Source organism: Luteimonas sp. KH_071, assembly GCF_057838005.1.
On record NZ_CM174458.1, the window covers coordinates 1,433,963 to 1,454,517 of the forward strand.

The following is a 20,555-nucleotide window of genomic DNA, read 5'->3' on the forward strand; positions in this document are numbered from 1 at the left end:
CGGACGATCAGCGGCCGGTCCGGCCGCCGTCGTTGTCCGGCTTGCCGGGTGCGCCTTCCTGCCGCGGCGCCTGGCCCGGCGGGATCGGCTTGATGCCTTCGTCGTCGTCCTCGTTGGTCGGCGTCGGGACCGGCGTCTCCTCCTCCGGCGACACGGCGCGCGGCTGGTGACCCTGCGGTTCGTCGCCACGCGCCTCGCGGCCCGCCTCGGGGAACGTCGCTGCCGGCGCCGCGGAGGGATCGTCGGCGTGGCGGTTGTCGTAGCGCAGGCGCGCGTAGTTCTCCTGGCTGTCCACGCCGCCGCCGCCGCTGCGATCGATGTGCGCCATCTCGTGCACGCACATCGAACCGGGTGCGACGCACATGTTGAGGATCGCCTCGTACAGCGCCGGATCGACATCGTTGAAATACCGCACCGGCTCGCGTTCCGACGGACGCTCGAGTACCAGGTATTCCTCGCGGCCCAGCGCCACGCCTTCGGCGCGCGCCTTCTCCACCCACGCATCGAAGCCGTCCTGGCTCAGGCCGTGGAAGTTGAAGTGCATGTGCGAGAAGCCGTCACCGCTGAAATTGCCGGAGAAGCCCTTGTAGACACCTTCCTTGTTGATGACGGCGTTGAGCTGGGTCTGCATGCCGGGCATCGCGTAGATCTGGCCCGCGAGCGCCGGCACGAAGAACGAGTTCATGATCGACGAGGACGTGAGCTTGAACTGGATCGGCGTGTTCACCGGTGCGGCGAGTTCGTTGATCGTGGCGATGCCCTGTTCGGGATAGAAGAACAGCCACTTCCAGTCGATCGCGACCACTTCGACGACCAGCGGCTCGACGCCTTCGGCGAGCGGCGTGTTCGCGTCGATGCGATCGAGCGGGCGATACGGATCCAGTTTGTGCGTCGCGATCCAGGTCACCGTGCCGAGCACGAGGATGATCGCCAGCGGCGCCGACCAGATCACCAGCTCCAGGCGGGTGGAGTGGTGCCAATCGGGCGCGTACTCGGCGTCCTTGTTCGATTCCCGGTATTTCCAGGCGAAGAAGAACGTCAGGAAGATCACCGGCACGATGATCAGCAGCATCAGGACCGTGGACAGCACGATCAGATCGCGCTGCTGGACGGCGATGTCGCCAGCCGGCGACATGACGACCCAGTCGCAGCTCGACAGCAACGTGGCTGCCAGCAGCAGCGCGGAGACTCGGAGAATGGATTTCATTGGGGGAATCGACGACAACGGGAGAGGAAAACGACTTGACGGAGACGCCACGGCGCGACCGATAGCGTGGGGGTGTGGCGGGAGCACCGGCCGTTGCTGTGATGCGTCTTGCTTGGCGGGCCCGTTTCGGGGTCACAATGCGGTGCATTATCCCCCATAACGATCCCCATAACGACCGGAGAGAACGCGCAGATGAGTGAACCCGTACAGCAGGCCACGACGGGCCTCGACGACGCACCGGAATCCGATGACCTGGATGTCTCGCCAGGGAAGATCGCGTTCCCGGTGGTCATGGGGCGCACTTCGGAATTCTTCGATTTCTTCGTCTACGGCATCGCCGCGGTCCTGGTGTTCCCGTATCTGTTCTTTCCCGACAGCGATCCGGTCCAAGCGACGCTCAAGTCGTTCGCGGTGTTCTCGCTGGCCTTCATTGCGCGTCCGATCGGCTCGATCATCTTCATGGCGATCGACCGCAATTTCAGCCGCGCGGCCAAACTGATCGGCGCGCTGTTCCTGCTGTGCGGCTCCACGATGGCGATCGCGTTCCTGCCCAGCTATGCGCAGGCCGGCATGCTCGCGCCGGTGCTGCTGGCGGTGTTCCGTTTCGGCCAGGGTCTGGGCTGGGGTGGCGCCTGGGACGGCCTGCCGTCGCTGCTGTCGCTCAGTGCTCCGGTCAACCGCCGTGGCTGGTACGCGATGGTGCCGCAGCTGGGTGCGGCGCTCGGCTTCATGCTCGCGTGCGGCATGTTTTACGTGTTCACCCGCGTGCTCAGCCAGGAAGACTTCATGGCCTGGGGCTGGCGCTTCCCGTTCTTCGTCGCGCTGGCGCTCAACGTCGTCGCGCTCTTCGCGCGCCTGCGTCTGGTGGCCACGCCCGAGTTCAAGCGTCTGTTCGACGAGAAGGAACTGCAGCCACGTCGCGTGATCGAGACCATCCGCACGCATCCGCGCCAGGTGTTCGTGGGTGCGCTGATCCCGCTGGCCACCTACGCGATGTTCCACCTGGTGACGATCTTCCCGCTGAGCTGGACGACGCTCTACACCGATCACAACGCGGCCGACTTCCTCGGCAGCCTGTTCCTCGGCTCCGTGGTCGGCGGCCTGGGCATCATGCTGTCGGGCATCCTCGCCGACCGCGTGGGACGTCGCGGACAGCTGGCGATCGCCGCGGTGCTGATCGCGATCTTCAGCTTTTTCGCGGCGCCGCTGCTCGGCAGCGACACCACCGGCGGTCGCACCACCTACGTGATCGTCGGCTTCGCGCTGCTGGGTCTGTCGCTGGGACAGGCGAGCAACGCCATCGCATCGCGCTTCGAAAGCATCTACCGCTATACCGGCGCGGCGGTGACGTCTGATATCGCCTGGCTGGTCGGCGCCGGTTTCGCACCGCTGGTCGCGCTGGGCCTGTGCAGCAAGTTCGGCCTGGAATATGTCGGTTACTACCTGCTGTCCGGCGCCGTAGTGACGCTGGCCGCGCTGGCCTTCAGCCGCACGCTCGAAACGGTGCGCTGACCGGACGCGCCCCGTTCCACGCACGCACGTCTCCGCCCGGGAGGCGTGCGTGATGCGGAAACGGCGAGCTTGCACGGGTACGGTCCTCGGCTCCGCAGCGGCGGAGAGCGTCTTCGATCGGGCGTGGATCCAGCCGGCTGACACGATCGAAGCCTTGCGCCCCGGCATGTGCATTTCATCACGTCGCGCGGGTCCGTGAGACTGCGACCGAATGTCGCAGCGCAGCGCGCGTCATGCGCGACGAAGGCCAGCTGCTTGCCGGCGCGCGCCGGTTCTGTGAGAATACCCGGCTCCCTGCGGCATCTGTCGTCGGGAGACCCTTGCCCCACCGTGCGGCCGCGTGTCGCGGACGGGGGGCTATCCAGGCCGCCGCGAAGGCGCGGTCGATATCCGAAAGGAAACCAACATGCGTCATTACGAAGTCGTGTTCCTGGTCCATCCGGACCAGAGCGAGCAGGTGCCCGCGATGATCGAGCGCTACAAGTCGCTGATCGAAGGTGCCGAAGGCAAGATCCACCGCCTTGAAGACTGGGGCCGCCGCCAGCTGGCGTACCCGATCAACAACCTGGTCAAGGCCCACTATGTGATGGTCAACATCGAAGTCGGCCAGGCCGCTCTCGATGAGCTCGTCGAAGCGTTCCGCTTCAACGATGCGGTACTGCGTCACCTGGTGGTGCGCCGCGACGAAGCGGACACCGAGCAGTCCCTGATCATGAAGAACAAGGACGAGAAGGGCGACAAGCCCGAGCGTAGCGAGCGTCGTCGTCGTGATGACGAGGGTGATTCGGTGGGCGGCAGCGATGCCGACGCCGATACCGACAAGTCCGACAACTCCGCCGAAGCCGCCTGAGGATCACGCACATGTCCAAGTTCTTCCGCCGCCGCAAGTTCTGCAAGTTCACCGCCGAGGGTGTCAAGGAGATCGATTACAAGGATCTCAACACCCTGCGCCAGAACCTCACCGAGAACGGCAAGATCGTGCCGAGCCGCATCACCGGCACGAAGTCGCGTTACCAGCGCCAGCTGGCCACGGCCGTCAAGCGCGCACGTTTCCTCGCGCTGATCCCGTACACCGACAACCACAACGTCTGAGCCTTACCGGCTTTTCGCGTTCTCGTCCGATTCGGACAGCACTCGTTGCGGCGCTCCGGCGCCGCTAACGGATACGGAGCAACACCATGCAACTGATTCTTCTGCAGAAGGTCACCAACCTCGGCAACCTTGGTGACAAGGTCAACGTGAAGCCGGGCTACGGCCGCAACTTCCTGGTGCCGCAGGGCAAGGCCGTGCCGGCCACCACCAAGAGCGTCGCCGAGTTCGAAGCGCGCCGCGCCGAGTACGAAGCCAAGGCCCAGTCGCAGCTCGACGAGGCGCAGCAGCGTCTCGCAAAGCTCGAAGGCGCCAGCGTCACGATCTACGCCAACGCGTCGACCGAAGGCAAGCTGTACGGCTCGGTCGGACCGCGCGAAATCGCCAATGCGCTGACCAAGGCAGTCACGCCGGTCAACAAGTCGGAAGTCGTGCTGGGCGAAGGCGCGTTCCGCAACACCGGCGAGTTCGAAGTCGTGGTGCACCTGCACGCCGACGCCGAGACCACCGTCAAGGTCGTCATCGAAGGTGAGGTCGCCTGATCCATCGGATCGGGTTGACCTGGAACGGGCGCCGCGAGGCGCCCGTTTTCGTTTGGGCTTCAGCGCGTCTGCCGACTCCGGGGCGTGCAGCGGCCTGCCGTCCTGCAGTCGCTTTTCCCTTGATCATGGCTGCTGCCCTGACTCGGCCGCGTGCCATCCCTGTCGCGCTCTGCGCGACCGCGGCACTGCAGACCGCTGCCTGCGAGTGAGCGTCGAGGACTCTCCTGCGTTCCGTGCAGCACAGGACGGACACCTCTCCCTCCGGGAGAGGGCGACGCGCGGCGGGGGAGGGTGGAGACTTTCTCCGTGATGGGTGCAAGCCAGGAGCCCGGTTCGCACCCCGCGAGATCGCCATTGGCGAACCTGTCGCGCAGGCGATCCCCGAATCTTATCCACAGGTTGTGGGGTCGCGTGTCCACAGGCGCAGGACCTAGCATCCAGTTGCAGCATTCCGTTCTTTCGAAATCGATCCCCATGGCCGCACGCAACGACTTCCGCAACAACGACCGCGATCGCGATCGCCACGAGCGCAGCGATCCGCGCGTCGAACAGCTGCGCGTGCCGCCGCAGTCGGTCGAGGCCGAGCAGGCGGTCCTCGGCGGGCTCATGCTGGTGCCCGACGCACTGGACCGCATCGCGGACCTGCTGGTACCGGAGGACTTCTATCGTCGCGATCACCAGAAGATCTACGCCGCGATCCAGGAGCTGTCCGAGAAGAGCAAGCCCTTCGATGCGGTCACGCTCGGCGAGTGGTTCGAGTCCAACGGCCTGTCCGAGCTCGTCGCCGGCGGCGCGTATCTCGGCGAACTCGCCAGCACAACGCCGTCGGCGGCCAATATCCGTGCGTACGCGGAGATCGTGCGCGACAAGGCGGTCCTGCGGCAGCTGATCGAAGTGGGCACCGAGATCGTCAATGACGGTTTCCAGCCCGACGGCCGCGACAGCAGCGAGATCCTCGCCAAGGCCGAGCAGCAGGTGTTCAAGATCGCCGAGGCCGGCGCCCAGGGGCGCACCGACTTCACCGCGATCAACAAAGCGATGGCCGACGCGTTCGATGTGCTGCAGACCCGTTACACCAACGGCGGCGGCGTCACCGGCCTGCCGACCGGTTACACCGAATTCGACGAGATGACCGCCGGCCTGCAGCCGACGGATCTGATCATCCTCGCCGCGCGTCCGGCGATGGGCAAGACGACGTTCGCGCTGAACATCGCCGAGTACGCGGCGATCAAGACCAAGAAGGCGGTCGGCGTGTTCTCGATGGAAATGTCCGCCAGCCAGCTCGCGCTGCGCCTGATCTCCTCCAACGGCCGCATCAACGCCACGCGCCTGCGCACCGGCGCGCTCGAGGACGAGGACTGGAGCCGCGTCAGCAGCGCGATCCGCATGCTCAAGGAGACCAAGATCTTCATCGACGACACGCCGGGCCTCGGTCCCGACGTGCTGCGCGCGAAGTGCCGGCGCCTCAAGCGCGAGCACGACCTGGGCCTGATCGTGATCGACTACCTGCAGCTGATGTCGGTGCCGGGCAACAGCGAGAACCGCGCGACCGAGATCTCGGAGATCTCGCGCTCGCTCAAGGGTCTGGCCAAGGAGCTCAACGTGCCGGTGATGGCGCTCTCGCAGCTCAACCGCTCGCTGGAAACGCGCGCCGACAAGCGCCCGGTGATGGCCGACCTGCGCGAATCCGGCGCGATCGAGCAGGACGCCGACATCATCGTCTTCATCTACCGCGACGATTACTACAACAAGGAAACCTCGCCGGACAAAGGCCTGGCCGAGATCATCATCGGCAAGCAGCGAAGTGGTCCGACGGGCTCGGTCAAGCTCAAGTTCTTCGGCGAGTACACGCGCTTCGACAATCTTTCGCACGACTCGATCGGCAGCTTCGAATAACGCAGCGGTTCACCGGCGCGTCCAGCGAACGCGCCGCCGCAGGCGCACAATAGGCGGCCCCACCGTCGCCACCCGTCGCATGGCCCGTCCGATCACCGCCACCATCCACACCGACGCCTTGCGCCACAACCTCGGCGCGATGCGCGCCCGGGCGCCCGGGCGAAAGCTGATGGCGATGGTCAAGGCCGACGGCTACGGGCACGGACTGGAGACCGCGGCACGCGCCCTGCGCGACGCCGATGCGTTCGGGGTCGCCGCGATCGAGGATGCCGCGCGTATCCGAGCCGCCGGGCTCGAGCAGCCGATCCTCGTGCTGTCGGGCTTCGACAATCCCGAGGATCTCGACCAGCTGCGCGCCCTGCGCGCCGAGGCGATCGTGCATCACGCGGCGCAGCTCGACCTGCTCGAACAGACCGACGGCGCGCCGATCCGTGTCTGGCTCAAGATCGACACCGGCATGCACCGGCTCGGCTTCGCACCCGAGCAGGTGCGCGAAGCGCATGCACGCCTGCGCGCGGCACGCGGTGTCGCCGGCGACATCGTGTTGATGACCCATTTCGCCAGTTCCGACGAATTCGACCCGAGTGCGCCGAACGGATTGCAGACACCGGCGCAGATGCGCGCACTTGTCGCGGCGACCGAAGGGCTCGACGGCCCGCGTTCGCTGGCCAATTCCGCGGCCGTGCTCGGTTGGCCCGATGCCTGTGGCGACTGGATCCGCCCGGGCGGCGCGCTCTACGGCATGTCGGTCGTGGCCGGTCGCAGCGGCGCCTCGTTCGGCCTGCGGCCTGCGATGACGTTCGAGACCCGGCTGCTTGCGGTCAACCGCGTGGCGAAGGGCGAGCGCATCGGCTATTCGGCGACCTGGCAAGCGCCCGAGGACATGCCGGTCGGCGTGGCCGCGGTCGGGTACGGCGACGGCTATCCGCGGCTTGCGCCCGCCGGAACGCCCGTGCTGGTCAACGGGCGTATGGCCAGCGTGGCCGGACGCGTATCGATGGACCTGATGACGATCGACCTGCGCGGCCAGCCCGACGCACGCGCGGGCGATCCTGTCGTGCTGTGGGGTGACGCGCTGCCGGTGGAGACCGTGGCCGAAGCTGCGGGCACGATCTCCTATGCGCTGACCTGCGGCATCACCCGACGCGTGCGCTTCGTCAACGACTGAGGTCTCGCCTTACGGCTGCACGTGGGTCAGGCGGATGCGCCCCACATGCACGTCCGTCGTGTCGGCGGCGATGTTCACCGGCACGCGCGTGTCGGTGACGAAGCGCAGGCTGCCGTCCGGCATCGATACCGAAGCGTGCAGGCCGTACTGGCCGTTGTCGCGCAACCTGGCGCGCGGCACGTCGATCGCGAATTCGTAAGGTCCAGGGCCCACGGTCGTCAGCTGCTCGGCGAGCACCGCCTGCGGCGTGTCGGCGAGCTGGTTGTCGAGCACCTGCAAACGCAGTTGCGCGCCCTCGGGCAACAGGATCTTCTCGAAGTACATCGCTTCGCCCTGGACGCGCACGCTCTCGGTGGATTCGGTCATCGGCGCGGCTCCGGATGCGGTCGGGGGTGACGTGGTCTGGCAGGCGGCGAGCAGCGCGGAGGCGCACAGCGGCAGCGCGGCAAGGCGGAGCAGGGCACGGGACATGGTCGTACTACCTCGAAGATGACGTCGCGGCCGAGCATGCGCCGGCGCGGTGGAACGGCGGGTCAACGCGTCGTCGGGCGCAGCACGACGAAGGTGCCGAAGTGGTCCGACGGCCAGGTGCCGTCCGCGCCGGGCGTATCGAGCACGATGCGTGCTTCGCGGATCTCGAAACGTCCGGTCCGCGCGTAGACGTGGTCGATGCGCCTGCGGAACTCACCGAAGAAATGCGGGTTCAACGTGGTCACGCGTGCTGCGTCCGCGCCGGGGTGCAGCGCGCGATAGGTGTCGACAAACCCGTCGAGCACCGACAGTTCCGGCGCGCTCGCCAGCGCGTTGAAGTCGCCGAGCACGATGGACGGCGCTGTATCGCCCTGACGCTGGATGAAGGCGCGCGCATCCTCGAGCTGGCGACGACGGAGCGCTGCGCCCTCGGGCGTGTGATGCAGGTGGGTGAAATAGACGTCCAGCGGCCTGCCGTCGAATCGCAGACGCGCGTGACCCATGCTGCGCGAGTCGTCGCGTGGCTCCAGCGCCGTCGCGTCCTGTTCGAGGATAGGCAGGCGGGTCAGCAGGGCATTGCCGTAGCGGTGCGGCTGGCCTTCTGGATCGTTCGACACGAACTGCACCGAGTAGCCGAGCGCGTCGCCGAGGGTCTGTGCCTGGTTCGGCAGCTCCGTGGTCTGCAACACCTCCTGCAGCGCGATCACGTCGGCATCGAGGGCGCGCAGCTGTTCGACGATCAGCGGCAACCGCTTCGGCCACTCCGCCTTGTCGTGATAGATGTTGAGCGTGACGACACGCAGATCCGGGGCCTGGTCCACGCGCGGCTGTGTGGCGGCGCAGGCGGCGAGCGAGAAAGCGAGCAGGGCGGTCAACAGATGCTTCATGGCGTGATGTCTCCGGTGGTCGGCGCAGCGTCGGTGCGCATGACGGGGTAGAGGTTGTAGCGATCGTCCCAGGCGGTGTGGCGGCGGTAGAAGAACTCCAGGCGCGCGGCGGCGTCACCGGCAAATGCGGCATCGTCGCGCAGCCTGGCCTCGAACTCGGCGCGTAGCGCCGGATCGGCCGCCAGCATGTCCCGCGCGACCTGTTCGGCAACGTAGTCCTCCATGTACTCCTTGCGCTCGAAATGGGTGTTGAAGCGGCCCCACGCCGCCAGCGAATCGGGCGCCTGCGGTTCCAGCAGCGCGGCGACCAGGCGTGCCTTGGGTTGCGCGATCGGCACGAACAGCGCACCCGCGGCGAGGGCGTGCTGTTCGCCCGTCCATGCGCCCTGCAGCTCGAGGCGTTGATGGCCTTCGACCGACGTCGTCGCGGGTGTGGCCTGCGTCGCGCGGAACACCTCGACCGCGGCTGCGGGCTGCACCGTGGCGAGCGTGTGGAACACGACGCCGTGCTGGCGCAGCTTCTCGCCGACCCAAGCCGCGTGCGCGGCCGGCACCAGATAGCCGCCTCGCGGCAGCGTGACCTCGAGCGATGGCACCAGCGTGTCGCGCATCGGCACGCGCCACAGTTGCGGCGTGGTCTCGTCGTAGCGGGTCATCAGCGCGCCGGACACTTCGGACGGCGTGCGCGTGTAGGCGTAACCGCGGAAGTCCACGGTGTGGCTGGCGTCGGTGGCCTTCCAGGCCAGCGGCGCGCGCGTGCCGCCGAGCGCCGCGGCGCGGGCGTCGGCCTCGCGTGCGATGCGCATCCAGTCGCGGCCATGACGTGCGACCTGCTCGACCACCGACACCACGGTGTTGCGGGTGATGCGCACGCGGACCGGGTACTCCTTCCACGAGTGCGTTTCGACCAGCATGGCCAGGCGATTGCGCAGCAGGAAGTAGCCGGTCGAGAACCGCGGCGGCGACACGCCATCCTCGAATCCGGATGCCGGGTTGTCGTGTTCGACGAACGACGGGTAATAAGGCAGCGGCAGCGAGCCTTGCTGGGCAAGATCGCCCATCACCGCGTCGCGGACCGTGCGGCCGACCTCGCGCAACGCGGCGTCGCCGGCGTGCACCGGTTCGACCTGGATCGAGATGTCGTGTTCGAACTGCGCGCCGTTGGTCGCGTGCAGGTCGATGTAGGCGATCGGATCCCAGGCCTCCACCAGCGCCAGCATCGCCTGCATCTCGGGCGCGTCGGCCTTGGCGTAGTCGCGGTTGAGGTTGAGGTTCTGCGCGGTCGTGCGCCAGCCCATCTCGCGCGGGCCGCGCTGGTTGGGGCGGTTCCACGCGCCGAAACGCTCGTGGCCGTCGACGCTGAACACCGGCACGAACACCAGCACCGCCTCGTCCAGCGCGCCGGGCGCGGCGTCGCCGTCGAGCAGTTCGCGCAAGGCGAGGAAGCCCGCGTCCTTGCCGTCGATCTCGCCGGCATGGATGCCGCCCTGCACCAGGACGACCGGCACGCCGACCTCGTGCGCGGCCTCGGGATCGAGCGCGCCACTGCGGCTGGCGACCAGCGCCTGCATCGGCCGGCCTTCGGGCGAGGTGCCGAAGCGGATGCAGCGCACCGCATCTGGATGCAGCCGCGCGAAGGTGTCGCACAGCGCGATCACTTCGGCGTAGCGACCGGTCTCGATGAAACCGCTGCGCTCGGCGACGGTGATGCGCGGATCGTCGGCCGCCGCGACGGGCAGGGCGGACAGCAGCAGGGCGAGGGTGAGCGGCAGGCGGGGGACAGGCATGGCGAGGTCCGGACGGGCAATCCGCCATGATGCCGCCCGCCGCGCGCAGGCCCAAATGCGCGCGTGCCCGGATCAGGCACGGTGACCCTTGTTGCGCCGCATCCGCAGGGGCGTACAGGGCGCTGTCGGAGCACCGCGATCGGGTAGGCTGTGCGGCTTCCAGCCAGCCGCGACGCGCCGATGACGACACCGCAGACCACCAGTGGGCCGATGCCCCGCCAGATCGGCTACATCATCGGCAACGAAGCCTGCGAGCGCTTCAGTTTCTACGGCATGCGCAACATCCTGGTGCCGTTCCTGATCAGCTCGGTGCTGCTCGGCTATCTGCCCCAGGGCGCGGACCGGGATGCGGCGGCGAAGGACATCTTCCATACCTTCGTCATTGGCGTGTACTTCTTCCCGCTGCTCGGCGGCTGGCTGGCCGACCGCTTCTTCGGCAAGTACCACACCATCCTGTGGTTCTCGCTGATCTACTGCGCCGGCCATGCATGCCTGGCCGCGTTCGAGAACAATGCGACCGGCTTCTACACCGGTCTGTTCCTGATCGCGCTCGGTTCGGGCGGCATCAAACCGCTGGTGGTCTCGTTCTGCGGCGACCAGTTCGACCAGACCAACAAGAGCAAGGCCAAGGTGGTCTTCGACGCCTTCTACTGGATCATCAATTTCGGCTCGTTCTTCGCCTCGCTGCTGGCGCCGCTGTTCCTGCGCCATTACGGGCCGGCTGTCGCCTTCGGCATTCCCGGCATCCTGATGTTCATCGCGACCTTCGTGTTCTGGCTGGGCCGCAAGGAATACGTCAACGTGCCGCCGACGCGCCGCGATCCGCACGCGTTCTTCGAAGTGGTCAAGACCGCGCTGCGTGCGCGTCAGGCCGGCGCGGGTCGGCCCGGTCTGGCAGTGGCGATGGTGGGTATGGTGTCGGCCGTCTTGATGCTGCTGCTGTGGCTGCTGTCGGCCACGGTCTCGATGCCGTGGTGGCCGACCGACTTCGGTTTCGTCATCACCGCATGCCTGTCGCTGGGCGTGATCATCGCGCTGGGCGGCTGGGGAGCCTCGCTGCAGCTCGAGCGTGCGCGTGGCCTGCATCCGGATGCCGCCGTCGACGGCGTGCGCGCCGTGCTGCGCATCCTGATCGTGTTCGCGCTGGTCACGCCGTTCTGGTCGCTGTTCGACCAGAAGGCCTCGACCTGGATCATCCAGGGTCGCGAGATGGTGATCCCGCATGCATCGGCATGGTGGCCGAGCTGGCTGATCCAGGACGCGGCGCAGATGCAGGCGCTCAATCCGCTGCTGGTGATGCTGCTGATCCCCTTCAACAACCTCGTGCTGTATCCGGCGTTGCGCCGGATGGGCTTCGAGCCGACCGCGCTGCGCCGCATGGGCTGGGGCATCGCGATCTCCGGCACCTCGTGGATCGTTGCCGGTGGTCTGCAGCTGTGGCTCGACGGCGGCCAGGAAGTGTCGCTGGCGTGGCAGTCGGTGCCGTACCTGCTGCTGACCTTCGGCGAAGTACTGGTCTCGGCGACCGCGCTGGAATTCGCCTACAGCCAGGCCCCGCAGGCGATGAAGGGCGTGATCATGGCGCTCTGGTACCTCACCAGCACCTTCGGCAGCCTGTGGGTGCTGCTGACCAACGCCGGCGTGCGCAACGATGCGGTGACGGCGTACATCGCATCGACCGGCATGAGCGAGAACGCCTTCCTGATGTTCTTCTTCGCAGCGTTCGCCTTCGCTGCGGCACTCGCGTTCGGCCTCTACGCGCGCCGCTATCCCATGCAGGACAACTACCGCGTCGCCTGACGCGGAGGACTTTCAATGAATTTTGGACCCGTCACCCTCTTCCTGATCGCCGTGACCGTGCTGGTCTCGTGGCAGGCCTTCGAGAAGCCGAAGCTGCTCGGCCGCCTGATCCTGTGGCCGCCGGCGATCGATCGCCACAAGCAGTACGACCGTCTGATCGCGCACGGCTTCATCCACGCCGACTGGCAGCACCTGATCTTCAACATGATCACGCTGTTCTTTTTCGGCGCCGGCATCGAGCGCGCATTCGCGCCTTATATCGGTCCGGTCGGCTTTCTGCTGTTCTATGTGTCGGCGATCCTGGTCGCGATCCTGCCGACGTATCTGCGCCATCGCCACGATCCGAACTACCGCAGCCTCGGTGCATCCGGCGCGGTGTCGGCGGTGCTGTTCGCGTCGATCCTGATCAACCCTTGGCAGCTGCTGCTGGTGCTCTTCATCCCGATGCCGGCCATCGTGTTCGGCGTCTGCTACATCGGCTACAGCATCTGGATGGACAAGCGCGGCGGCGACAACATCAACCACAGCGCGCATCTGTGGGGTGCGGGCTACGGCATGTTGTTCACCGTGATCATGGAGCCGCGGATCATCGGTGTGTTCCTCGAACGATTGATGTCGCCCTCGTTCTGACGCCACCTTGCCCGGCACTGCTCACCGCATCTGCATGGGGCGCGTGATAATCCTGGTCGCACGTTCAACCACGGAGTGCGCCTTATGGCAGTTACGCGAGCGAAAGCCACCGCCCTGCTCAACAAGACCGAGATGGGCCTGTATGACGACAGTCGTGCGAACGCCCTGCGCGAACACAGCGAGTCGCGCCTGACGCAACTGGTTTCGCGTGCGCGCACGGCGCGTGACCGTGCCCGGGATCTGGAGAAGCGTCAGCGTCTGGCGTCGCGCAAGACCAGCGGCAGCAAGTCGGGGCGCACGGGCGTTGCCAACGCGCGTACCGGCGAGAAGGCGGAGTTGCTGGCCGACATCCTGGGCCGTCTCGAGACCCGTCATCGGGACGTCGCCAAGGCGGCCAAAGCAGCCGCGAAGGCCAAGCCTGCGAAGACTGCCGCCAAGAAGCGCGCGCCCGTCAAGGTCGCGAAGACAGCCGCTGCCGCCAAGAAGACGGTCACGAAGTCGGGGGCGATCGCAAAGGCCACGAAGTCTGCGAAGAAGACAGCGTTGCCGAAGAAGGGTGTGACGTCGGCGTCCGCGTCGAAGACCGCGAAGAAGACGATTGCAACCACGCCCACCCGGAAGGCTTCGAGCAAGACCGCCGCGGCGGCGACTGCACCGAAGGCGGCAAAGAAACCTGTCGCGAAAAAGGCGGTCGCAAAGCCGTCTGCTGCCACCAGGTCGGCGACACCTGCAGTGACCAAACCGGCGATGCGCAAGGCATCGAAGGTGGCTGGGGTCAAGGCGGCTCCCGAGAAAGCCGCGAAGACCAGCCGCCGCGGCAAGCGTGGGATCACGCCGGAACAGGCGCTGGAGAACACCCGCAAGCTGCTCGAGCAGCGCGATGCCAACGCGAAAGGCAGCAAATCGTGGGAAACGCTGGGCAACGAAGGTGCAGCACCCGATGCACCCGGTTTCCAGTCACCGCAGGCACGCTCGAAGGCGCTGGCGCTGCATGAGGCCGAAACCCGTCAGGCGTCGATCAACGGCAGCATCAGTACGCGCGACCGCCGCAACCAGGGCAAGCGCGACCATCGCAACGATTGAGCGGGAAGGGCGCGCGCCCGTCACGGCGCGCGTCCGGATCGCGTGTGCGTCAGGCCACGACGCGCAGCGCGACGTCCGGTCCGTCCCCGTAGGTATCCAGCAGACGCTGCTGGATGAAGTGGTCCAGTTGCTCGAATTCGCTGGAGTCGATCTGTTCCTGCCTGCTCAGTTCGAACAGGCGTTCGATCGCTTCACGCAGGTCGTTACGTCGGATGTCCATGGTTGCAGTCCCCCTGTCTCCATATGAACCAGCATGTCCCGTGCCAAACGCCGGCCGGCCGTCCGATGCCAACACTGACCTTCGGCGTCACCCGGGATCTTGCTTCCGGCGCATCGCCGTGACGCACCGCGTCATCGCCTGGCACCGCGGCGCGCGGAGCGTCGGGATCGGACGTGGCAGCATGGAGTCGGAAATTTCCGAGCATTGCGTAGGACTATCGATCTATGTCGACCCCCCGGATCCATCTGGACGCGGCCCGTCATCTGTTTGAGATCCGCGTCGAAGGACACGTCGCGCATCTCGAGTACCGCGAGAAACAGGGCGTTCTGACGATCCTGCACACCATCGTGCCGAGTGCTCTCGGGGGGCGCGGGTATGGCGCGGCGCTGGTCGATGCAGCCGCCCGGCATGCCGCGCAGGCCGGCCTCGAGTTGGCCTCGGAATGCTGGTACGCGACCCGTCAGCTGGCCACCAAAGAGGCTGCCGGAACGGGCGAGAAAGCGGGTCGCTGAGGGCCATTCCCGCATTCACCTTTTCTTTTTCAATTGCGGTATCGTTCGCGAACTGTTCAAGGCGGGATCACGGTACATCGTGACTCCGATGCGGTAGATCCATGTTCAACGCCCGGTTCGCCGGTCGGGACGATCCGCTCCATCGCTTCGCGTTACCCCTTGCTCGACAGTCGCGGCATCCGGACCACAGCGTCGGCGGGTGTCGTGTTCCCAATTCAAACTGATTCAAGGAGTAACACTATGAGCGATCGTCAGACCGGAACCGTCAAGTGGTTCAACGATGCCAAGGGCTTCGGCTTCATCACCCCGGAAAGCGGCCAGGACCTGTTCGTCCATTTCCGTTCGATCCAGGGCACCGGCTTCAAGTCGCTGCAGGAAGGCCAGCAGGTGACCTTCAAGGTCGTCCAGGGTCAGAAGGGCCTGCAGGCCGACGAAGTGCAGGCCGTCTAAGACGCCTCGCCTTCCGCAACACCCGGCCCCGGACGGCAACGTCCGGGGCTTTTTGTATGTGCGATTCGCCGACGCATGCCGTCACGACAATCGCACAGCGCGCCCGTTAGTTTTCCGTTTCGCCACGTCATTTGGAGCGACGATGTCCGCACCGATCCGGTCCCTGTACTGCCTGCCACTGCTCGCCCTGGCCCTGTCCGCATGCCAACGCGACGTGCCGGCGCCCGCGCAGTCCGCGGCGGGGGACACGCCACCGCCCGCCGAGGCCGTGCAGCCGCTGGAGGAGACGCCGGCCGAGTTGAAGGACGTGGTCGAGATGGACCCGAAGTTCATCGTCGGCATCAGCTATCCGCCGGAGGCCAACACGTATCCGGGCCTCGCGGCGGAACTGCACCGCTACGCGCAGGGCGCCCGTGAGGAGTTGATGGAAGCGGTCGGCGGCGCCGAGCTGCAGCCGGGCACAATGTACGACCTGTCGCTCAACTTCAGCACGCTCGTCGACACGCCGGACATGCTGGCGATCGCCGCCGACGGCAGCAGCTACACCGGCGGCGCGCACGATAATCCGCTGATCGAGCGCTTCGTGTGGCTGGTGCGCGAACAGAAGCTGCTGACTGCCGAGACCCTGGTGCCGGGCGAGGGCGACTGGATGGTGATCTCCGGGTACGTGCGTGAGCAACTGCACGCTGCGCTGTCGCAGCGGATCGACGCCGACGAACTCGAACCCGACGAGCGCAGCCGTCTGATCCGCTCGGCGGGCAAGATGATCGATGAGGGCTCGGGCCCCGACGTCGCCAATTATCAGCAGTTCGAGCCGATTCCCGGCGCCGGCGGCAAGCTCTCGGGCCTGCGGTTCGTGTTCCCGCCCTATCAGGTCGGGCCTTACTCGGATGGCGTCCAGACCGTCGACGTGCCCGCCGCGGTCCTGTTGCCGCACGTGGCGCCCGCGTACCGGGATCTGTTCGTGCAGGCCTGAGGACGGCCGATCGCTCAGCGCGCGAGCGCGCCGAGCGTTGCGCCGATCTCCGCGTCCAGTCGTAGTGTCGCGAGGGCATCGGCGCGTGTGGTGCCACCGTTGAGGATCGCCAGCGGCAAGCCGGCGTCGGCCGCCATCTTCGCGAACCGGAATCCCGAGTAGACCATCAGCGAAGAGCCGACCACGAGCATCGCATCGCTCGCGCTCAGCGCCGCCTGTGCGTCCTGCACGCGGGCGCGCGGCACGTTCTCGCCGAAGAACACCACGTCCGGCTTCAGCAGTCCGCCGCAGCGCGTGCAGTGCGGCGGCACGAAGCGCCTTTCCGCCTCGGTGCCGATGTCGGCATCGCCGTCGGGTGCCATCGAAGCGTCGCCGGGATGCCAGCCGGGATTGTCGGAGACGAGCTGCGGCTGCAGCGCATCGCGCGGCATCAGGTCGCCACACGACAGGCAGGTGACCTGGCCGAGGCGTCCGTGCAGATCGATCACGCGGCGACTGCCCGCCGCCTGGTGCAGGCCGTCGACATTCTGCGTCAACAGCGTCGTGACCGGTCCGGTCTGTTCCAGTCCGGCCAGTGCGCGATGCGCCGCATTGGGCTGCGCGACCGAGAACTTCGGCCAGCCGACGAAACTGCGCGCCCAGTAACGGCGATACACCGCCGGATCGCCGGTGAACGCCTGCCAGGTGACCGGTGCGGCACGCTTCCAGTCGCCGTTGGCGTCGCGGTAATCGGGGATCCCCGAGCCGGTGCTGATGCCTGCGCCGGTGAGCACGAAGACGCGGCGGAACCCGGCAAGCCAGTCACGCAATCGCGCTGTGGCATCGGGCGTATCGAGGACGGTCGCGGACATGCGGTCATGCTACAGCCCGGATGTCCCGCGATGTGTGTCGATCGGGACGTGCCGACGCTGCGGCGTTGCGTGGTGCAACCGAAGCGCAACAGAAAACGCCCGGCACGAGGCCGGGCGTTTCGGGTCACGCGGGGCAGTGAACGATCAGTTCGCGGCAGCCTTCGGATCGGGCGCGAGACCGCGCTTGATCAGCAGGGGCTCGATCTGCGGCTCGTGGCCGGTGAAATCGAGGAACAGCTGCTTGGCGTCCTTGCTGCCGCCCTGCGACAGCAGCGTGCTGCGGAAGCGATCGCCGTTCTCGCGGGTCAAGCCGCCGTTCTGCTCGATCCACTGCACGGTGTTCGCGTCCAGGACTTCCGACCAGATGTAGGCGTAGTAGCCGGCTGCGTAACCGCCGTTGATGTGGCTGAAGTACGGCGTGCGGTAACGCGGCGGCACCGGCGCGTAGTCGAGGCCGGCGGCCTTGAGCGCGGCGGCCTCGGTGGCCATGACCTCGGAACCGTCGGGCAACTGGTCGGCCGGCAACTGGTGCAGGTACTGGTCGAGCATCGCCGAACCCAGGTACTCGGTCGTCGCGAAGCCCTGGTTGAACTTCGCCGCGGCCTGCACCTTGGCCAGCAGTTCCGCCGGCATCGGCGCGCCGGTCTGGTAGTGCCTGGCGTAGTTGGCAAGGATTTCCGGCCAGTCGGCCCACATCTCGTTGACCTGCGACGGGAACTCGACGAAGTCACGCGGCACGCTGGTACCGCTGAAGAACGGGTACTTCACGTCCGAGAACATGCCGTGCAGCGAATGGCCGAACTCGTGGAACATCGTCGTCACCTCGTCCCAGGTCAGCAGCGTCGGCTGGCCGGCCTGCGGCTTGGGAATGTTCTGGTGGTTGGCGGTGACCGTCAGCGTGCCTTCCAGTTCCGACTGCGACACGTACGAGTTCATCCACGCACCGCCGCGCTTCGAGGCACGCGCATAGGGGTCGAAGATGAAGATCGCGAGCTGGCTGCCGTCTTCGTTGAAGACGTCATAGGTCCAGGTGTCGGGGTGGTACTTCGGCAGGTCGGTACGCTCCTTCATCGTGATGCCGTAGAGCTTGGTCGCGGCGAAGAACACGCCGTTTTCCAGCACGTTCTTCATCTCGAAGTAGGGCTTGAGCTGCGCGTCGTCGAAGCTGTACTTGTCCTGGCGGACCTTCTCCGAATAGTAGGCCCAGTCCCACGGCTCGAGCTGGAACGTCGGCTCGCCCTTGGCGGCCTGCTCGCGGTCGATCATCGCCTGCAGTTCGGCGGCTTCGAGCTTGGCGTTGGCGACGGCGGCCGGTGCCAGCTGGCCCAGCATGTCGTTGACGGCTTCGACGGTGCCGGCGGTCGAATCCTCGAGGATGAAGGCCGCCTGGTTCGGATAGCCCATCAGGTTCGCGCGTTCGGCGCGCAGCTTGAGGATCTGCGAGATGACCTCGGTGTTGTCGTACTGGTTGCCGCGGCTGCCGCGCGCGACCGACGCCTTGTGCACGCGCTCGCGCACCTCGCGGTTGTTGAGCTGCGGCAGCGGCGGCTGGCCGGTGGTGTTGAGCAGGGTGATGACGTACTTGCCTTCGAGGCCGCGCGACTTCGCTGCATCCGCAGCGGCGGCGATCTGCGCGTCGCTCATGCCGTCGAGCTCCTCGACGGTGTCGACGACGACGGCCGAATCGTTGACTTCGTTGAGCACGTTCTGGCTGAAGGTCGTGCCGAGCTTCGCCGATTCGGCGTTGATGCGGCGCATCTCCTGCTTCTGCGCTTCGGTGAGGTTGGCACCGGCGCGGACGAACATCGTGTGGTAACGCTCGACGAGGCGCTTGCCCTCGGCGTCGAGGTCCAGCGAGTCGACGTTCTTGAACAGCGTATCGACGCGTGCGAACAGCTTGGGGTTGAGCATCACCGCGTCGCGGTGGGCGGCGAACTTCGGCGCGTAGTCGGCGTCGATCTTCTTGCGCGCATCGTTGGTGTCGGTGCCATTGAGGCTGCCGAAGATGACGCGCGCGCGCGACAGCAGGTCACCGGACTTCTCGAGCGCGATGATGGTGTTCTCGAACGTCGGCGCTTCCGGATTGTCGGCGATCGCTTCGATCTCGCGCAGGTTCTCGGCCATGCCGGCGTCGAACGCGGGACCGAAGTGCGCGTCCTGGATCTGGTCGAAATGCGGGTAACGCAGGTCGAGCGTGCTCTCGACGAACAGCGGATTGTCGGCGGGGCGCTGGGCGCTCGTGGCAGGCGTGGCGGTGGCGGTGCCGGTGGACTGCGCGAAGACGGGCAGGGCGGACACGGCGAGGGCCGCGCAGAGTGCGACGGCGAGCGGGTGCTTCAGCAAGGGGATTCTCCCGGTGACATGACCCACTAGGCTAGCCGATCGGATGTGGAGGCCGCCCATGCCGGAAGTCGGATCACCGCAAAGCCATGTGCAGCAGCGGGTTGCGGACGGAAACGCAGGTGCTTTGGAAAGAGTCGCGTGCCATCGCGGCACCGTGCAGACTGCAGGTCCGCTATCCATGTCGGAGCCACAATGACCAGCGCGTTCGATTTCCAGGCCACCAGTCTCGATGGCTCGCCGCAACCCTTGTCCGACTTCGCAGACCGCGCCCTGCTGATCGTCAATGTCGCCTCGAAGTGCGGTTTCACGCCGCAGTACACCGGCCTGCAGCAGCTGTGGCGGGATTACCGCGACCAGGGACTGGTAGTGCTGGGCTTCCCTTGTGACCAGTTCGGTCACCAGGAGCCGGGCGCAGCGGCCGAGATCCGCGATTTCTGCGCACTCAATTACGCCGTCGATTTCCCGATGTTCGCCAAGACCGACGTCAACGGTGCGGACGCGCACCCGCTGTGGACCTGGCTGCAGGCGCAGAAACGCGGCGTGCTGGGCACGCGCGCGATCAAGTGGAACTTCACCAAGTTCCTGGTCGGCCGCGACGGGCAGGTCATCGACCGGTTCGCGCCATCCGCCAAGCCCGAGAGCCTGCGCAAGCCGATCGAGGCAGCGCTGGCCGACTGACGCAGGCGTCAATGCGCCCGCGCAGGCTCAGCGGACGATCGTCACCGGAATCGAGGTCTGGGCAATGACCTTGCTCGAGACCGACCCCAGCAGCACGCCCTTCACCGCCCCGCGCCCGTGCGAGCCCATCACCAGCAGGTCGGTCTTGCGCTTGGCGGCGACCGCCAGGATGGTGGCGGCGATCTCGCCGACTGCGGTCACTTCCTCGACCGGCACCTGCGTTCGCCCCAATGCCTTGCGCGCCGCCTTGAAGGCGTGTGCATGGTTGTCGGCGTGATAGGCCTGCACGGCCTCCTTGCCGATCTTGCGTTCGACACCGGGGAAGACCGGCGGATCCACATGCAGCACGGACACGCTCGAACCCGCGGCGGACTGCTTGGCGAGCTTGAGGGCGAACTTCAGGGCCCGCGAACTGATTTCGCTGCCGTCGACAGTCACGAGGATCTTCATGGG

21 protein-coding genes are annotated in these 20,555 nt (G+C 66.6%); 13 read left to right on the plus strand and 8 right to left on the minus strand.

The window, feature by feature from the left end:
- Positions 1–7: 7 nt before the first annotated feature.
- Complete coding sequence (gene cyoA / locus AC3IRM_RS06760; protein WP_489205446.1) at positions 8–1,207, minus strand: ubiquinol oxidase subunit II; 1,200 nt, start codon at positions 1,205–1,207, stop codon at positions 8–10.
- Between the two features lie 192 nt (positions 1,208–1,399).
- Between cyoA and AC3IRM_RS06765 the strand changes: the two genes are divergently transcribed.
- The 6 genes from AC3IRM_RS06765 (at position 1,400) to alr (ending at position 7,414) form a co-directional block, all read left to right on the plus strand.
- Positions 1,400–2,719 carry an MFS transporter gene (locus AC3IRM_RS06765; RefSeq protein ID WP_489205447.1) on the plus strand — a complete coding sequence of 440 codons (1,320 nt, stop codon included), beginning with the start codon at positions 1,400–1,402 and terminating at the stop codon, positions 2,717–2,719.
- A gap of 406 nt (positions 2,720–3,125) precedes the next feature.
- Positions 3,126–3,569, plus strand: a complete 444-nt coding sequence (rpsF, locus tag AC3IRM_RS06770) for a 30S ribosomal protein S6 (protein WP_489205448.1) — start codon at positions 3,126–3,128, stop codon at positions 3,567–3,569.
- 11 nt (positions 3,570–3,580) lie between these two features.
- A complete protein-coding gene (gene rpsR / locus AC3IRM_RS06775; RefSeq protein ID WP_096208774.1) occupies positions 3,581–3,811 on the plus strand; it encodes a 30S ribosomal protein S18 in 231 nt (76 codons plus the stop codon).
- An 86-nt stretch (positions 3,812–3,897) separates the two neighbouring features.
- Positions 3,898–4,350, plus strand: a complete 453-nt coding sequence (gene rplI, locus AC3IRM_RS06780; RefSeq protein ID WP_489205449.1) for a 50S ribosomal protein L9 — start codon at positions 3,898–3,900, stop codon at positions 4,348–4,350.
- A gap of 474 nt (positions 4,351–4,824) precedes the next feature.
- On the plus strand, positions 4,825–6,246 hold the full coding sequence (locus AC3IRM_RS06785; protein WP_310234267.1) for a replicative DNA helicase: 1,422 nt from the start codon (positions 4,825–4,827) through the stop codon (positions 6,244–6,246).
- Positions 6,247–6,325: 79 nt separating this feature from the next.
- A complete protein-coding gene (alr, locus tag AC3IRM_RS06790) occupies positions 6,326–7,414 on the plus strand; it encodes an alanine racemase (RefSeq protein WP_489205450.1) in 1,089 nt (362 codons plus the stop codon).
- Between the two features lie 9 nt (positions 7,415–7,423).
- Here alr and AC3IRM_RS06795 read toward each other — a convergent pair whose 3' ends face one another.
- The 3 genes from AC3IRM_RS06795 to AC3IRM_RS06805 form a co-directional block, all read right to left on the minus strand.
- Complete coding sequence (locus AC3IRM_RS06795; RefSeq protein WP_489205451.1) at positions 7,424–7,885, minus strand: YbaY family lipoprotein; 462 nt, start codon at positions 7,883–7,885, stop codon at positions 7,424–7,426.
- Positions 7,886–7,947: 62 nt separating this feature from the next.
- A complete protein-coding gene (locus AC3IRM_RS06800) occupies positions 7,948–8,772 on the minus strand; it encodes an endonuclease/exonuclease/phosphatase family protein (protein WP_489205452.1) in 825 nt (274 codons plus the stop codon).
- On the minus strand, positions 8,769–10,559 hold the full coding sequence (locus AC3IRM_RS06805) for a M14 family metallopeptidase (protein ID WP_489205453.1): 1,791 nt from the start codon (positions 10,557–10,559) through the stop codon (positions 8,769–8,771). The genes AC3IRM_RS06800 and AC3IRM_RS06805 overlap by 4 nt, the downstream gene beginning before the upstream one ends.
- Before the next feature lie 180 nt (positions 10,560–10,739).
- On the opposite strand from AC3IRM_RS06805, the gene AC3IRM_RS06810 reads away from it, so the two are divergent.
- From AC3IRM_RS06810 to AC3IRM_RS06820, 3 genes are all read left to right on the plus strand, one after another.
- Entirely contained in the window at positions 10,740–12,359 is a 1,620-nt protein-coding gene (locus AC3IRM_RS06810; RefSeq protein ID WP_489205454.1) for a POT-type proton-dependent oligopeptide transporter, read from the plus strand.
- A 15-nt stretch (positions 12,360–12,374) separates the two neighbouring features.
- Positions 12,375–12,989, plus strand: a complete 615-nt coding sequence (locus AC3IRM_RS06815; RefSeq protein ID WP_310234275.1) for a rhomboid family intramembrane serine protease — start codon at positions 12,375–12,377, stop codon at positions 12,987–12,989.
- Between the two features lie 336 nt (positions 12,990–13,325).
- On the plus strand, positions 13,326–14,072 hold the full coding sequence (locus tag AC3IRM_RS06820) for a hypothetical protein (RefSeq protein WP_489205455.1): 747 nt from the start codon (positions 13,326–13,328) through the stop codon (positions 14,070–14,072).
- Between the two features lie 49 nt (positions 14,073–14,121).
- On the opposite strand, the gene AC3IRM_RS06825 is transcribed toward AC3IRM_RS06820, so the two are convergent.
- Complete coding sequence (locus AC3IRM_RS06825) at positions 14,122–14,292, minus strand: hypothetical protein (protein ID WP_489205456.1); 171 nt, start codon at positions 14,290–14,292, stop codon at positions 14,122–14,124.
- A 224-nt stretch (positions 14,293–14,516) separates the two neighbouring features.
- Between AC3IRM_RS06825 and AC3IRM_RS06830 the strand changes: the two genes are divergently transcribed.
- The 3 genes from AC3IRM_RS06830 (at position 14,517) to AC3IRM_RS06840 (ending at position 16,230) form a co-directional block, all read left to right on the plus strand.
- Positions 14,517–14,804, plus strand: coding sequence for a GNAT family N-acetyltransferase (locus AC3IRM_RS06830; protein ID WP_489205457.1), 288 nt, complete (start codon positions 14,517–14,519; stop codon positions 14,802–14,804).
- A gap of 240 nt (positions 14,805–15,044) precedes the next feature.
- On the plus strand, positions 15,045–15,254 hold the full coding sequence (locus AC3IRM_RS06835) for a cold-shock protein (protein ID WP_159679025.1): 210 nt from the start codon (positions 15,045–15,047) through the stop codon (positions 15,252–15,254).
- Positions 15,255–15,396: 142 nt separating this feature from the next.
- Positions 15,397–16,230: an RsiV family protein gene (locus AC3IRM_RS06840; protein WP_489205458.1), complete on the plus strand. Its 834-nt coding sequence runs from the start codon at positions 15,397–15,399 to the stop codon at positions 16,228–16,230.
- Positions 16,231–16,244: 14 nt separating this feature from the next.
- Here AC3IRM_RS06840 and AC3IRM_RS06845 read toward each other — a convergent pair whose 3' ends face one another.
- Entirely contained in the window at positions 16,245–17,081 is an 837-nt protein-coding gene (locus AC3IRM_RS06845; protein ID WP_489205459.1) for an NAD-dependent protein deacetylase, read from the minus strand.
- A 144-nt stretch (positions 17,082–17,225) separates the two neighbouring features.
- The gene (locus tag AC3IRM_RS06850; protein WP_489205460.1) at positions 17,226–19,379 is read right to left on the minus strand and encodes a M3 family metallopeptidase; all 2,154 of its coding nucleotides are present in this window, start codon (positions 19,377–19,379) and stop codon (positions 17,226–17,228) included.
- Positions 19,380–19,616: 237 nt separating this feature from the next.
- Here AC3IRM_RS06850 and AC3IRM_RS06855 point away from each other — a divergent pair, with 237 nt between their 5' ends.
- Positions 19,617–20,102 carry a glutathione peroxidase gene (locus tag AC3IRM_RS06855; RefSeq protein ID WP_489205461.1) on the plus strand — a complete coding sequence of 162 codons (486 nt, stop codon included), beginning with the start codon at positions 19,617–19,619 and terminating at the stop codon, positions 20,100–20,102.
- Between the two features lie 27 nt (positions 20,103–20,129).
- Here AC3IRM_RS06855 and AC3IRM_RS06860 read toward each other — a convergent pair whose 3' ends face one another.
- On the minus strand, positions 20,130–20,552 hold the full coding sequence (locus AC3IRM_RS06860) for a universal stress protein (protein WP_489205462.1): 423 nt from the start codon (positions 20,550–20,552) through the stop codon (positions 20,130–20,132).
- Positions 20,553–20,555 lie beyond the last annotated feature (3 nt).